The organism is Sphingomonas sp. SORGH_AS_0870, from assembly GCF_031453175.1.
GTDB lineage: Bacteria > Pseudomonadota > Alphaproteobacteria > Sphingomonadales > Sphingomonadaceae > Sphingomonas.
The window spans coordinates 3,538,143-3,552,545 of record NZ_JAVIYW010000002.1; the positions used below are offsets into that span (position 1 = coordinate 3,538,143).

The following is a 14,403-nucleotide window of genomic DNA, read 5'->3' on the forward strand; positions in this document are numbered from 1 at the left end:
GCCAAGGCCCCTTCTCACCGCAAGGGGGGATCGAGGCAAGCCCCATAGGGCCTTGCCCCCGACTTTGTCAGGTCGAGCGACAGCTATAGACCAGCTTCTCGTTGGGAAGCGGCGGCAGTTGCTGGCGGATCTGCGCCTGTTCGCTCTGCAGCCTCTGGAGCGCGGCATCGTCGCGGGTGCAGGCGCGCGGGGTGGCGGGCTGGCGCAGCTTGCGGATCGCCTCCATCGTCGCGGCGGGCAGCAGATAGCGGGTCTGGGTATAGCGGCGCGTGACGGGGTCGAAGCGCGCGACGGTCACCGTCTGCTCGTCATCGGGGACCAGGATACGCTGCCAGCCGCCCTCGCCTTCCAGGAACTGGACGTTGCGGTCGGCACAGCCGTCCGCGCCCCAGTCCAGCCGCGCCTCTGCGGTGGAGGATATGGTGATTCGGCTGCGATCGGGCTCCAGGGTGCAGATCAGCGCGCCCAGCGCCTTGCCCGGCGGCGACGCGCTGGGCGTCGTCGTCATTTCGGGCGGCAGCGCGATCTCGCCGGAGGGGCGCAGCAGGAACACGACCACCGCCGCGACGATCGCCGCTCCGCCCGCCGACACGGTCCAGATGGCGGGCCGCCGTCGACCGCGCGATTCGAGCAGCCCCGCCGCGCCGATGCCCAGCGCGCCGCCGACCAGCAGCAGCGCGGCGATCGCCATGACATTCTCCCGCGACCGCTCGGCCTGGGCGCGGGCGGTGGCCAGCGCGGCCTCGCGACGGATCGCGGCGGTGTTGGCGGCCTCGCGCCGGGCGGCGGCGGCATCGGCGATCGCACGCGCATCCGCCGCGCTGTCCTCGCGCAGCCGCTCCTCGATCGAGGTGCAGGGCATGCCGACCGCGGTATAGGGCTGCTTGGCGGCGCGGAGGAACGCCATCAGCTCGGTATCGGCGATCGCGAAGCCGAAGGTCGAATCGCCGTCGTCCGCGCGCGTCAGCGCCGAATTCACCCCGATCACCCGCCCGCAGGGGTCGAGCAGCGGCCCGCCCGAATTGCCGCGCGCGATGCTGGCGGTGTGGAGCAGCACCTCGATCCCGGTCAGCGCGCGGCGGCCCGAGGCGACACCCTGCGACCGGACGGGCGAGAGCGGACGGATATAGTCGGCGGCCGACTGCGCGGTCGCCAGATCGACATTGCCCGGATAGCCGAGCGCGATGACCTGATCCCCCTCGGTCACCGGGCCGGTGAACAGCGCCACGGTCGGCAGCTTGGCCTCGCTGACCTCGATCAGCGCCAGGTCGCGGTGCGCGTCATAGGCGATGACCCGGCCCTGATAGGATTTGCTGCCCTCGGACGGCACGACGCCGATCACGACATTGTCGGGATAGCGCTCGGCGAGTTCGACGACATGCGCGTTGGTGACGATCCGGTTGGGTGCGACCGCAAAGCCTGAGCCATGGCCGAACCCGGCCACCTGGTCGTCGACCATCGCGATGGTGACGACCCGCACCACCCCGCGCGCGGTCGCGGCGATGTCGTCCGCCCCGGCCGCGACGGGCATCAGTCCCAGCACGGCCAGCATCAGCGGCAGGAAACGGGCGAGGACGAACCGGCTCAACATGTCCTGCGCGCCATATCCCGCCATTTCCATGCCCCGCAACCGGGATCGGTTAGGCTTATGGTAAATCTTGCCATTTACCCCTGCCCGCCATGTCATGGGGAATTGCGGGATGAGTGCGTTCGGTCGCCGTCACGGTCTGGGAAGCGGGCAAGCGGGCCGCCCCGCCTTCGGCGTCGCGCGGCCGATGCACGGCCCCGGCCCGGCCGCCCGCCCCGATGGCGATTCGGCGGCCGCCGGACAGACGCTGTCCCCGCCCCCCTTTGCCGAGGGCCCCCGCGCCGCACCCGCCACTGCCGCCGATGCGATGCAGCGGCTGGCCGAACGCCAGGCCGCCCCGGTCGACGGCACCGCCGCGCGCGGCGAGGGCTTCGAGGCGTCGATCCACCGGATCAAGGAACAGGTGCTCCCCCGCCTGCTCGAACGCGTCGATCCCGAGGCCGCCGCGACGCTGGGCAAGGACGAGCTGGCCGAGGAATTCCGCCCGATCATCGGCGAGGTGCTAGCCGAGCTGAAGCTGACGCTCAACCGGCGCGAACAATTCGCGCTGGAAAAGGTGCTGGTCGACGAACTGCTCGGCCTGGGGCCGCTCGAGGAATTGCTGGCCGATGCCGACATCACCGACATCATGGTCAACGGCCCCGAGCAGACCTATGTCGAGCGCAAGGGGCGGCTGGAGCTCGCCCCCATCCGCTTTCGCGACGAGGAGCATCTGTTCCAGGTCGCGCAGCGCATCGTCAACTCGGTCGGCCGCCGCGTCGACCAGACCACGCCGCTGGCCGATGCCCGCCTGAAGGACGGCAGCCGAGTCAACGTCATCGTGCCGCCGCTGTCCCTGCGCGGCACCGCCATCTCGATCCGCAAATTCTCGGCCAAGCCGATCACCATCGACATGATGGCGGCGGGCGGATCGATGAGCCAGGACATGGCGACCCTGTTGAAGATCGCGGGGGCGTGCCGGTTCAACATCGTCATCTCGGGCGGCACCGGCTCGGGCAAGACGACGATGCTGAACGCCTTGTCCAAGATGATCGACCCCGGCGAGCGCGTGCTGACCATCGAGGACGCCGCCGAGCTTCGCCTGCAACAGCCGCACTGGCTGCCGCTGGAGACGCGTCCCGCCAATCTGGAGGGCCAGGGCGAGATCTCGATTCGCGACCTGGTGAAGAACGCGCTGCGCATGCGGCCCGACCGGATCATCCTGGGCGAAATCCGCGGGAGCGAATGTTTCGACATGCTGGCCGCGATGAACACCGGCCATGACGGGTCGATGTGCACGCTCCACTCCAATTCCCCGCGCGAGGCGCTGGCCCGCATGGAGAATATGGTGATGATGTCGGACATCAAGGTGCCCAAGGATGCGATCAGCCGCCAGATCGCCGACTCGGTCGATCTGGTCATCCAGGTCAAGCGCCTGCGCGACGGCAGCCGCCGCGTGACCAACATCACCGAGGTGATCGGGATGGAAGGCCCGGTGATCGTGACTCAGGAGCTGTTCGCCTTCGCCTATCTGGACGAGGGCACCGACGGCAAGATCATCGGCGAGTTCCGCTCGGCGGGCCTGCGCCCCTATACGCTGGAAAAGGCCAAGCAGTACGGCTTTGACGAGGCGCTGCTGGAGGCATGCCTCTGACGTCGAACGCGCGCGATTTCCCGCGCGCGCAGCTTCGGGCTGGGCTAGGCGTTGGGGCACGATGCCTCGCCTCTTCTATCTGCTCCCCGTCCCGTTCCTGCTGGCCGCCGCGATGGCGGTCCCCCGTGCCGATCAGGCTTCCAAGCCCGCCACGCCCGGTGCCGGGGCGGACGATATCGTCGCGGCCGCCGCGCGCGATCCGGGGGTCCAGACGCTGGCCCCCGATGCCGAGCAACGCTGGATCCCCTTTCAGCTGACCCCCGGCAACCAGATCCGCTTCGCCATGGCGATCGACGGGCAGCGCGTCTCGGCGATCCTCGACACCGGGGTCAGCTTCACCCTGTTGTCCAAGAGCTCGCCCATCGCCGCCAGGGCGAAGGTGCGCCCCGGCGGAGAGGCCAGCGCGATCGGCGGCGCGGTGGCGGTCGGATGGATGCCGACGCGCACCCTGGCGCTGGGCGGTCTGACCCGCAGGGGCGGCGGCGTGGTGGTCGCGCCGCTGCCCGCGCTGGCGACCGGGGATGCGACGCCGGTCGACCTGCTGGTCGGGCGCGACCTGCTGGCCGCCCATGCGCTCGACATCGACTATGCCGCCAAGCGCTTCCGCCTGATCCCCTCGGGCCGGATGCCCTTTACCGGGGCGACGGCGCCGCTGACCGTCTCGACCGAGCGGCGCGTCTATGAAAGCGCGGTCGGCCTGGGGGCGGCCAAGCTGTCGCCGGTGATCGTGGATACGGGGGACGGATCATCGCTGACCGTGACCCAGGCGGGATGGCGCGCGGCGCGGCTGTCCGCGCTGCCGACGACGACCGCGATCGGCTTCGGGCTGGCGGGGGCCAGCATCAACGATCTGGCGATCGTCCCCACGGTCCGGCTGGGCACGCTGACCGCGCATGAGGTCGAGGTGCGGATCGAACCCGCGCAGGGGTTCAGCGAATCGGTCGGCGCGGCGGGACGGATCGGGTCGGGCTTTCTCCAGCGTTACCGCGTCCTGCTCGATCCCGGCGCGGGGCGGATGATCCTGTCGCCCGGCCCCGATGCGGACAAGCCCATGCTGCGCTCGACGGCGGGGTTGTTGATGGGCGTGGCGGGCGACCGGCTGCGCGTGCTGCACGTCATGCGCGGCGGCCCGGCGGCGAAGACCGGCTGGCGCGACGGCGACACCATCTGCGCCATCGACGGACAGCCGATCCCCAAGGACTATGTCGACGGCCCGCTCGCCCGCTGGACGGTCGGCAAGCCTGGCACCGTCGTCCGCCTGCGCACCTGCGACGGGCAGGACCGCTCGCTGACGCTGGCGCGCTTCTATTGAGCCGTCATCGCCGCTTTCCCCATTCGCGCGCCACCGTATAGCCCAGATAGCCGGTGCCGAAGAGCGCATAGAGCGGCTCGGGTATGGCCGCGAGATATTGCGCCATGCCCCGGATCATCGCCGCCGCCATGCCGGGCCGCAGACCGGCGAGCAGCCCCATCGGGATGCTCCACAGCAGCAGCGCGTACATGACATAGAGGAAGGTCGGCCGCGCCCGGCGGGTCCAGGCATCGCCGCCCTCCCCCGCCGCATCGTCGATGCCGTCGCCGCCGGTCACGACAGCCGGTCCGCGAGCCAGCCGTACAGGAACGCCTCGTTGGCGGGCCGCCGCTCGGCGAGCGTCAGATAGCGTTCGCCCTGCAACGCCTCGACCGCCTTCAGCAGCACGGTCTCGCCCGCCGCCCCGCGATGCCGCAGGAACGCCGCCAGCGCGGCCAGCGTGGCGGGGCCGATCCGCCCGTCGGGCACTAGGTCGGGATAGTCGCGCCCGCCCCGGTTCAGGGCGGTCAGCGCGCGTTGCAGGAACCCGGCCGCCACCCCCGGCCCCATGTTGACACCGGTGTCGAACAGCTCCTCGGCCAGCGTCGGGGCCAGCTCGTCCACCCGGTCGAGCCCCGGCGCGGTCCAGTATAGCCGCCGATAGATCGCCTCCGCCCGCGCCAGCGGCAGGCGGCGCATCGGCCCGGTATAGCCGTCGGCGCGCGCGACCGTCTCGGTGATGCCGAACCGCGTCGCGCCGCCCCGGTCGGCGGGGTGATCGCTGTAATCGCCCTCGCGCGCGATCACCTGTGCGATCAGCGCATCGACCCCCGCCGTCTTGTTCCCCTGTCCCATATCACCCTCCCATGACAGGAGGGAAGGAACCATATCGGTTCGTTGTAGGACAGGGATTTTACGCTTGGGGCAGGACGCTGCGCGCCAGGGCCAGCGTGCCCAGCGGCCCCGCCTGGTCGCCCAGCTGCGCATGGACGATCCGGTTGGCGACCTGTGCGGCGTCCACGAAGGGCAGATAGCCCGACAGCTTCTCGACCGTGGCGGCCCGCACCATGTCGAGCAGGTGCGGCTGGCCCACGCCCACGCCGCCGCCGATGACGATCCGCCCGCAGGCCAGCGTCAGGAACAGCCCGGCAAAGCTCTCCGCCAGCGCATCGGCGACGAAGCCCCAGGCGGGATCGTCCGCCGCCAGCTCCTGGGCGGGCTTGCCCGTGCGCGCGGCGATGGCGGGGCCCGCCACCAGCCCTTCCAGGCAATCGCCGTGGAACGGGCAGGAGCCCGCAAAGGTGTCGCCCGGCACCCGGCGGACGCGGACATGGCCCGCCTCGGGATGCATCCGGCCCGACACCGGCTGGCCGTTGACGATGATGCCCATGCCGACGCCGGTGCCGATGGTGACATAGACATGGTCGGACAGGCCACGCGCCGCGCCCCACTGCCCCTCGGCCAGCGCCGCGCCGGTCACGTCGGTATGGATCGCGACGTGATCGCCAAAGCCCTCGGCCAGCGCGCCCGCCACGTCCGCCCCCGCCCAGCCGGGCTTGGGGGTGGCGAGCATATGGCCATAGTCCATGCCGGTCTTGTCCAGCGCGATCGGGCCGAAGCTGCCGATGCCCAGCGCCTCGGGCCGATATTCGTCGCGCCATTCGGCCAGACGCTGGCGCAGCGCGGCCAGCGTGACGGCGGGCGTGGTCGTCGGCAACCGCTCGGATACCAGAATGTCCCGTCCGCGCCCGATCAGTACAATCGATTTCGTACCGCCAAGCTCGACCCCCGCGACGATCCGATCCTGTGCCTCGGTCATTCCATTCTCCCGCCAGACTCTTATTCGCTAAGATGTGCGCGCCTGCGCGAAACCGCGCGTCGCGGTCAAGAGCGAGGCTGCAAAAAGCCTGGCGGGAGCGGGACGGTTCAGCCCACGCCGGTACCGCCCGAGGCGCCGAACACCTGTCCCGTGGCATAGCTTTGTTCGGACGCGGCCAGCGTCACATAGGTCGCCGCCAGTTCGGCGGGCTGGCCCGGACGGCCCAGCGGCGTATCCTCGCCAAAGCTCGCCACCTTGTCGGTCGGCTGCCCGCCCGAGGGCTGGAGCGGGGTCCAGAACGGGCCCGGCGCGACCGCGTTCACCCGGATGCCCTTGGGGCCGAGCTGCTTGGCCAGCGACTTGGCGAAGGCGACATTGGCCGCCTTGGTCTGGGCATAGTCGAACAGATTGCCCGAGGGCTGGAACGCCTGGACCGAGGCGGTGATGATGATCGCCGATCCGGGCTTCAGATGCGGCAGCGCCGCCTTGGTGATCCAGAAGGGCGCATAGATGTTGGTCTTCATCGTCCAGTCGAACGCCGCCTCGTCCAGATCGGCGAGGTCCTCGACCGATTGCTGGCGCCCGGCATTGTTGACCAGTATGTCCAGCCCGCCCAACTCGCGCACCGCACCGGCGACCAGCTTGCGGCAAAAGGCGGGATCGCGAATGTCGCCGGGGATGGCCACGCCCTTGCGCCCCTCGGCCCGGATCAGCGCGATGACCTCGCGCGCGTCCGATTCCTCGGCGGGCAGATAGTTGATCGCGACATCGGCGCCTTCGCGCGCATAGGCGATGGCGGCGGCGCGCCCGATCCCCGAATCACCGCCGGTGATCAGCGCCTTGCGCCCCGACAGCCGCCCCGAGCCGCGATAGCTCTTCTCGCCATGATCGGGCAGCGGCTGCATCTTGCTGGCGAGGCCGGGCCAGGCCTGGGGCTGGCGGGGAAAGGACGGCCTGGGGTAACGGTTGACCGGGTCCTGCACGGTGTTGACCGGCGTGGTCGCGGGGCCGGTGGCCTGCGCCGCGACCGCAGGGGCCGCGACGGCCGCCGCCGCTCCACCGAGGACAGCGCGCCGCGATGCCGAAATCTTGTCCATAATCCCGTTCCTTGCCGAAAAGCCGCCCGCCCCACCCGAACAGGTGCGGCGGATGACAGTTCCGTCATGAAACGGGTGAAGGGTCAGAAGATCGGTTGCGCGACCAGCGCCGCCTCCTGCCGACAGGCGGCCGCGTCCGGGCGCGGCGTCGCCGGGTTCCGGCGCAGCGCGTCGATCTCTGCCCGCGCGGCCGCCAGGTCATGCTGGAAGGCGGGGCTTTGCGACAGCGCGGTCAGCGTCACGGTGGCGGACAGCCGCCCGCCCTCGACCGCGCTGGCATTGTGCGCACCGCAGACGATCCGGCTTTCGCCAAAGGCCCGCCCGCGCGCCAGGATCGGCGTCGCGCGATCGGGCGCGATCTCGGCCAGCAGCATCGCCCAGGTCCATCCCGCCGTGGTGTGGCCCGAGGGATAGTCATAGCTGCCCTTGAGCTCGGATGCGGGCTGGCAGACCGGACCCCGGTCGATCAGATAGGGGCGCTGCCGCTTGTAATAGCGCTTGGCGATCCCCGTGGCGCGCGCGGTGTCGGAGCCGACCGCATCGATCAGCCGGATCGTCACCGGGGCGTTCTGCGGGGTCAGCGCGATGCCCAGCGCGCAGGAGAAGTCATGCGCCATGTCCGCATCGTCCAGCTTCACGTCGTTGGTCGCCAGCGCCCAGCGCGGCGTGCCGACCAGCTTGCGCGTCTGGCGGAAGATCGCCCGGTCGGCCTTGCCACGCGCATCGTCCGGCCTGGGCGCGGGCGGCAGGATCGCGAGCAGGTCGAACCCGCCCGCGGGCAGATAGTGCGGCGGCTCGTCCCCCTCGCGCACTTCGGCCAGCGCGGCGGTGCCCATCAGGGCCAGGACCAGACAGGATGCGACGAACTTCGATTTGGACACGGCGTCCCCCACTCACGGCTCGGGTTGAAGAAATCGGGTTACAGCGCGGTCAGCAACCGCATGTTGGTGGCATGGAGATTGGCGATATGCGCCAGCGCCAGCGTGATGCCGCCACCGACGGTCAGGATCGTGCCGATCAGCATATGGTCGAGCATCACCCCGAACATCAGCAGGAGCAGACCGCTCGCGCCCGCCAGCAGCGGGCCGACCACGCGATGCTGCCGCCACCCCCGGATCAGTGCGAAGCTGCTCAGCGGGACCGCGATGGCCAGCATGACGAGATGGAACGCCTCGCCGGTGTCGGTCCACTGGGCGAGCGCGGGCAGGAAGGCGGCCAGCACGGGCAGGAACAGGCAATGGATCAGGCACAGGGTCGATGCCGAGATGGCCAGACGGTCCACGCCCCAGCCGCCGCGATGATGCGGCGCTCCTCCCGGCATCGCGGCCAGCGCCGCTTCGTCGCCATCGTTGCGTTCGGTCATCATCCGGGCCTTTCCCATTCGCCCCCCGGTGGCGGCTAATGATATTATGTATCATGGATGGCAAGTGCTAAATCCGACGACCATGCCTTTAAATTGTATTCCGTATAATCTAGCATGGCGTGGTTTCAGAGGAGGAGGATGGGATATGGCGACGAAGCGACTGGCCCTGTGGGCAAGCCTGTCGGCCATGATGGCGAGCACCGCGCTGGCGCAAACCCCGGCTCCCCAACCGGCCCAACCCGTCCCGCCCCGCCCCGATTGGGAGAATCCCGCGATCGACCGGATCGGCGCGGAGCCGATGCACAGCAGTTTCGTCGGGTTCGAGACGCGGTCGGCGGCGCTGGCGGGCGATGTCGCCCGCTCGCGCTATCACCTGTCGCTCGACGGGACGTGGAAGGTGCACATGTCGCCCAATCCCGAGGCGCGCCCGATCGGCTTCGAGGACCCGGCGCGCGACGTATCGAGCTGGCACGACGTGGCGGTCCCCGGCATCCTCCAGGCGCAGGGGCTGAGCCGTCCGGTCTTCGTCGGCAGCGGCTATCCCTTTCCGCGCAACGAACCCTTTATCGAGCATCGGCTGAACGAGGTCGCCTCCTATCGCCGCGACTTCACCGTTCCGGCGCATTTCGCCGGACGCCGCCTGCTCCTCAACATCGGCGCGGCGGGGGCGGCCTATTATCTCTGGGTCAACGGCCAGAAGATCGGCTATTCGGAGGATTCCAAGCTCCCCGCCGAATTCGACATCAGCCGCGCCGCCCGGCCGGGCCGGAACACCATCGCGATCGAGCTCTACCGCCATTCGGACGGCAGCTACCTCGAGGATCAGGATTTCTGGCGGGTCAATGGGATCGAGCGGTCGATCACCCTCTATGCCGCGCCGCAGACGCATATCCGCGATCTGGCGATCGATGCCGGGCTGACCCATGACTATCGCGACGGGACGCTGTCGGCCGCGATCGACCTGGCGGGCGCGGCGCAGGCGACCTCGGTGCGCGCCACGCTGCTCGACGGCAAGCGGGTCGTGCTGACCCGGACCGCGCCGCCGACCGGCACGGCCGCGACGATCGCCGCCGAGGTTCCGGCGGTGAAGACGTGGAGCGCCGAGGACCCCAACCTCTACACGCTGCTGGTCGAACTGCTCGACGCGAAGGGCAAGCTGATCGAGGCGACCAGCCGCCGCATCGGCTTTCGCACCGTCGAGGTCGCGGGCGGCGAGGTGCGGGTCAACGGCAAGCGAATCATGATCCGCGGCGTCAACCGCCACGAGCATGACCCCCACACCTTCCGCGTCGTCTCCGAAGAGACGATGCGCAAGGATATCGAGCTGATGAAGGCCGCCAATATCAACGCGGTCCGCACCTCGCACTATCCCAATGATCCGCGCTGGTACGACCTGGCCGACGAATATGGCCTCTACGTGATGGACGAGGCCAATATCGAGAGCCACGGTTACTTGAGCCTCACCCAGGAAAAGGGCGATCCGACGCTGAACCTGGGCCACAAGCCCGAATGGGCGGCGGCGCATCTCGACCGGGTGCAACGCATGGTCGAGCGCGATCGCAACCACCCCTCGATCATCTTCTGGTCGCTGGGCAATGAAAGCGGCGTCGGCCCCAATTTCGAGGCGGCGGCGAAATGGATTCGCAAGCACGACAAGACCCGGCTGATCAACTTCCTGGGTTACAGCATGAGCGGCTGGCGGCATCCGACCAATGCCTATGTCGACATCTTCGCGCCCATGTACGACGATGTCGAGAAGCTGGCCGACTATGCCCAGCGGCCCGAATTCACCCAGCCGCTGATCCTGTGCGAATATGCCCATGCGATGGGCAACAGCCTGGGCGACTTCCAGGGCTATTGGGACGTGTTCCGCAAATATCCCAAGCTCCAGGGTGGCTTCGTCTGGGACTGGGTCGACCAGACGATGATCCTGAAGGACAAGGACGGCCGCCCCTATTGGGGGCAGGGCCTGGACTATGATCCCGATCCCAAGGATGCCGGGCTGCACGGCGACGACAGCCCGGTCGGCGACGGCGTGATCCAGTCGGACCGGACCCCCGACCCCGAATATTACGAGATGGCGCATGTCCAGTCGCCGATCCATTTCACCCACAAGGACGGCGGGTGGCAGGTGGTCAACCGCCACGACCATATCGACCTGTCGCGCTTCACGCTGGACTGGACGGTGCTGGAGAATGGCGTCGAGACGGCCCGCGGCAGCATCGCCACCCCGTCCGTGGCGGCGGGAGCGAGCGCGCCCCTGTCCTTCACCCTGCCCGCGCCCAGGGATGCCTCGGCCGAGCGTTCGCTGATCCTGCGCGCGCGGACCAGGGCGGGGGCGATCCCGCCGCTGCCCGCGGGCCATGTCGTCGGCTGGGACCAGTTCGCGCTGACCGGCCCGGTCTTCGCCGCCGTACCCGCCGGGTCGGTCGCGCCGCAGGAGAGCGCCGATGCGATGACGCTGGCGGCGGGCGATGCCGTGCTGGAGATCGACCGGACGACCGGGCTCGTCCGCCGTTATGCGCGGGGCGGCAAGACGCTGCTGACCGGCGGCACCCCCGATTTTACCCGCGCGCCGACCGACAATGACGTGGGCGCGGGCGTGCCCAAGAGCCATGCGATGTGGCAATATTTCTCCGAGCATCGCCGCCTCGACGCGATCCGGCGCGAGGGCGATGCCATCGTCGTGGATCACGACATGGGCGTCGGATCGGTCAAGATGCAGACCCGCTGGACCATGGCGCCGGACGGCAATGCGGCGGCGACCGTCCGCTTCACGCCGCTGCGCGCAACGCTGCCCGATCCCTTGCGCGTCGGCCTCGCCTTCGCGACGCCGGGGCAGCAATTCACCCAGGTCAGCTGGTTCGGGCGCGGCCCGTGGGAAAGCTATGCCGACCGCAAGACCGGCGCGATGATCGCCCGCTGGAGCGGGGCGCTGGCCGACCAGTATCACGACTATGCCCGGCCGCAGGAGAGCGGCAACAAGACCGATGTGCGCTGGGTGCAACTCACCGGCACCGGGGTCGGGCTCCGCGTGACGGGGGCGCAGCCGCTTTCGGTCAACGCCCTGCCCTTCCCCTATGCCGACCTGGCGATGAAGCCGCCGTCCCAGGCGCACAGCTCGGACATCCGCCCGCATGGCGACGGCACGCTGTTGATCGACGCCGCGCAGGTCGGGGTCGGCGGCGATACCGGCTGGAGCCTCGATGGCCGGGCGCACATGCCGTACCGCATTCCGCTCCAGCCCCTGACCTACAGCTTCACCATCGGAGCGGCCCGTTGAAGACCCTGCTGACCCTTTCGCTGTTGCTCGCCGCCGGTCCGGTCGCCGCGCAGGGCGTGCCCGACCGTATCGCCCAGTCGCTGGCCCTTCGCGAGCAATGGCAATGGCTGACCCGCGACATCGCCTCCCCCGCCGAGTGGGACGCGGACGGACGGCATTTCCATTATCGCAAGACGGTGGCGGGCGGCTTCGCCTTCGTCGATGTGGACGCGACCAGCCGCGCCAAGGCGCCCGCCTTCGACGCCGCCGCGCTCGCCCCCGCATTGGCCAGGGTCATGGGCAAGCCGATCGCACCGCTCCGCCTGCCCTTCGATCATTTCGCCTATACGCCCGATCGTTCGGCAATCACCTTCAGCATCGGCTATGAGGACGGCGTCACCTATCGCTGCGTCCTCGCCCGGCCCGCCTGCACCGTCGTCCCGCCGGAAAACCCCGGCCGCCCGCGCGGCTTCGGCGTGGTGCGCGACCTGCGCGTGCCCGCCGACAACCATCCCCGCCTCTCGCCCGACGGCAGGCTGGAGGCGCTGGTCCTCGACGACAATCTGGTCGTGCGCGAGGCGGGGGGCGGCAAGGAATTGTGGCGGTCCCAGGACGGCAGCCCCGCCAATTTCTACGATCCCGAGACGATCGCCTGGAGCCCGGACGGCCAGCATGTCGCGCTCCAGCGCGTCCGCCCCGGCTATCCCCGCATGGTCACCCGCGTCCTCGCCGCGCCACCGGGCAAGGTCCAGCCCGAGGTCGTCCAGCAACTCTATCCCAAGCCCGGCGACGCGGTGGACCAGGAGGCACCCGTCCTGTTCCGCGTCGCCGACGGCAAGCGGACCGAGATCGACCCGTCGCTGTTCGCAAATGCCTATACCCTGTCGGCCCCGGCCTGGCGGGCCGATGGCAGGAGCTTCGCCTTCGACGATCTGAAGCGCGGCTTCGGCGAGGCGAAGATCATCGCGGTCGATGCCGACACCGGCAAGGCGCATGCCGCCGTGACCGAAACCGCGAAGACCTTCGTCTTTCGCGACCGCATCTGGTCGCACGACGTGAAGGATATGGGCCGCGAGATTCTCTGGGCGTCGGAGCGGGACGGCTGGCGGCATCTCTATATGATCGACGGCACGACCGGCCGGATCGTTCGCCAGATCACCAAGGGCCAATGGATCGTCCGCGACATCGCCAAGGTCGATGACGACAAGCGCCAGATCTGGTTCTCGGCCAGCGGCTTCGTGCCCGGCGAAGACCCTTATTATAAGCAATGGTTCCGGGTCGATTTCGACGGCCGTAACCTGACCCGGCTGACCCAGGAGAATGCGACGCACGAGGTCCGCTTCTCCCCCGACATGACGACCTATGTGGACGTCTATTCGCGCACCGACCTGCCGGAGACGATGGAACTGCACGACGCGCGCGACGGCCGCCTGATCCAGACGCTGGAGAAAGGCGACATCACCGCGCTGACCGCCGCCGGGTTCCGCCCGCCGGAGCGCTTCACCGCCAAGGGCCGCGACGGCCGGACCGATATTTACGGCCTAGTCGTCCGCCCGCACGATTACGACCCGGGCAAACGCTATCCGGTGATCGAGAACATCTATGCCGGGCCGCATGACAGCTTCGTGCCCAAGGCCTTCTGGCCGTTCGGCGGCTTTTCGGGCGGCGACAAGGTCATGGGGATGCAGCAGCTCGCCGATCTGGGCTTCATCGTGGTGATGATCGACGGCATGGGCACCGCCAACCGCTCCAAGGCGTTCCACGACGTCGCCTGGAAGAACCTGGCCGATAGCGGCTTTCCCGACCGGATCGCCTGGATGAAGGCGCTGGCGGCGAAGGACCCCGCCGTCGATCTTTCCCGCGTCGGCATCTATGGCGGCTCGGCGGGCGGGCAGAGCACGCTGAACGCGCTGTTGTTCCACCCCGATTTCTACAAGGCCGGGGTCGCCTATGCCGGGTGTTTCGACAACCGGATGGACAAGATCGACTGGAACGAACAATGGCTCGGCTATCCGGTCGACCAGAGCTATCTGGACGCGTCGGGCGTGGTCCATGCGCACCAGTTGCAGGGCAAGCTGATGCTGGTCGTCGGCGAACAGGACTCCAATGTCGATCCCGCCAGCACGACCCAGGTGGTCGATGCGCTGATCAAGGCGGACAAGGATTTCGACCTGCTGGTCATCCCCGGCGGCGAGCATACCGCCGGGCGCAGCACCGGCCCGGTGGCCTATGCGATGCGACGGCAATATGCCTTTTTCCTGAAGGCCTTGCGCGGGGAGGAGTGAATTCCTCCCCTGCAAGGGGAGGGGGACCAGCGAAGCTGGTGGAGGGGTGTCCCCCTATCCAGAGT

11 protein-coding genes are annotated in these 14,403 nt (G+C 69.1%); 4 read left to right on the top strand and 7 right to left on the bottom strand.

All coding sequences use genetic code 11. The annotated features are described in order from the left end of the window. Window positions 1-67: 67 nt before the first annotated feature. A complete protein-coding gene (locus QE363_RS16405; RefSeq protein WP_309696968.1) occupies window positions 68-1,591 on the bottom strand; it encodes a trypsin-like peptidase domain-containing protein in 1,524 nt (507 codons plus the stop codon). Between the two features lie 109 nt (window positions 1,592-1,700). On the opposite strand from QE363_RS16405, the gene QE363_RS16410 reads away from it, so the two are divergent. Further along, window positions 1,701-3,221, top strand: coding sequence for an ATPase, T2SS/T4P/T4SS family (locus tag QE363_RS16410; RefSeq protein WP_309696970.1), 1,521 nt, complete (start codon window positions 1,701-1,703; stop codon window positions 3,219-3,221). Between the two features lie 61 nt (window positions 3,222-3,282). Then, on the top strand, window positions 3,283-4,533 hold the full coding sequence (locus tag QE363_RS16415) for an aspartyl protease family protein (protein WP_309696972.1): 1,251 nt from the start codon (window positions 3,283-3,285) through the stop codon (window positions 4,531-4,533). 4 nt (window positions 4,534-4,537) lie between these two features. Here the strand turns inward: QE363_RS16415 and QE363_RS16420 are convergent, their stop codons facing one another. The 6 genes from QE363_RS16420 to QE363_RS16445 form a co-directional block, all read right to left on the bottom strand. Next, the gene (locus tag QE363_RS16420; protein WP_309696974.1) at window positions 4,538-4,810 is read right to left on the bottom strand and encodes a 3TM-type holin; all 273 of its coding nucleotides are present in this window, start codon (window positions 4,808-4,810) and stop codon (window positions 4,538-4,540) included. Next, window positions 4,807-5,367 carry a glycosyl hydrolase 108 family protein gene (locus QE363_RS16425; RefSeq protein WP_309696976.1) on the bottom strand — a complete coding sequence of 187 codons (561 nt, stop codon included), beginning with the start codon at window positions 5,365-5,367 and terminating at the stop codon, window positions 4,807-4,809. The genes QE363_RS16420 and QE363_RS16425 overlap by 4 nt, the downstream gene beginning before the upstream one ends. 58 nt (window positions 5,368-5,425) lie before the next feature. Then, window positions 5,426-6,331, bottom strand: a complete 906-nt coding sequence (locus QE363_RS16430; protein WP_309696979.1) for an ROK family protein — start codon at window positions 6,329-6,331, stop codon at window positions 5,426-5,428. A gap of 107 nt (window positions 6,332-6,438) precedes the next feature. After that, the gene (locus tag QE363_RS16435) at window positions 6,439-7,428 is read right to left on the bottom strand and encodes an SDR family oxidoreductase (RefSeq protein ID WP_309696982.1); all 990 of its coding nucleotides are present in this window, start codon (window positions 7,426-7,428) and stop codon (window positions 6,439-6,441) included. An 83-nt stretch (window positions 7,429-7,511) separates the two neighbouring features. Continuing rightward, on the bottom strand, window positions 7,512-8,309 hold the full coding sequence (locus tag QE363_RS16440) for a phosphatase PAP2 family protein (RefSeq protein ID WP_309696983.1): 798 nt from the start codon (window positions 8,307-8,309) through the stop codon (window positions 7,512-7,514). A 38-nt stretch (window positions 8,310-8,347) separates the two neighbouring features. Beyond that, a complete protein-coding gene (locus tag QE363_RS16445) occupies window positions 8,348-8,794 on the bottom strand; it encodes a MerC domain-containing protein (protein WP_309696985.1) in 447 nt (148 codons plus the stop codon). Between the two features lie 142 nt (window positions 8,795-8,936). Between QE363_RS16445 and QE363_RS16450 the strand changes: the two genes are divergently transcribed. Together QE363_RS16450 and QE363_RS16455 are read left to right on the top strand one after the other, a co-directional pair. Further along, complete coding sequence (locus QE363_RS16450) at window positions 8,937-12,074, top strand: glycoside hydrolase family 2 TIM barrel-domain containing protein (protein WP_309696987.1); 3,138 nt, start codon at window positions 8,937-8,939, stop codon at window positions 12,072-12,074. After that, window positions 12,071-14,338, top strand: coding sequence for a DPP IV N-terminal domain-containing protein (locus QE363_RS16455; RefSeq protein ID WP_309696988.1), 2,268 nt, complete (start codon window positions 12,071-12,073; stop codon window positions 14,336-14,338). The genes QE363_RS16450 and QE363_RS16455 overlap by 4 nt, the downstream gene beginning before the upstream one ends. Window positions 14,339-14,403 lie beyond the last annotated feature (65 nt).